The following is a 557-nucleotide window of genomic DNA, read 5'->3' as shown; positions in this document are numbered from 1 at the left end:
CTCAGCTCTGCCGCTTTGACGGTAGCACTTGTCGCCATGATTGTTGTGGCCGCGGCGCTGGACCGGCGATTTGTTCTGGCTCCGATGAGTTGGTTCATTTGGGCGGGTGTGTTCACGGTGACCGTACGGCTTGTGCTCGACCCGGGGCTCGATTGGGCCGAAACCGCGCCGTTGATCGAAATGACCTTGGTCTATGCGGTAGCGGTTGCCGGGTTCATCATGGGGTGGGCGTTGCTAAGGTCCTTGGACCGCCCGATTGCCTCATTGCTGCTTGAAAGCGCGGCCTGGGCAACGGCGGGAATACTGCTATCGCTCTTGTTGCTGCGCTGGCTGGAAAGCTTCGGAGAAGGCGGCGCTACAGACAGCCACTGGGGGCTGGGGCTGCTGGCGGTGATCTGGCTGCTGCTGGCTTTTGCACAAATACAGCGGTTCGAGCTTGGCGGTAAGTTGAACTACGCGCGTTACGCGCTCGCGGCGGTCTTTGCGGCACACGGCATGGTGCGTCTGGTTCAGGCTTTGTCTGTGGCTAACCCGTTGCTCGTCCCATATGCCGATCC

At 60.9% G+C, this 557-nt stretch carries 1 pseudogene; it reads left to right on the top strand.

Annotation, left to right across the window (positions count from 1 at the left end):
• Positions 1 to 557 (top strand): annotated as a pseudogene (locus tag ACR0EL_RS22675) (DUF2339 domain-containing protein); the annotation flags it as partial.

The sequence above is a fragment of the Ruegeria sp. AH12 genome (assembly GCF_056541465.1).
This window is presented reverse-complemented; position numbering and strand designations above follow the sequence as displayed.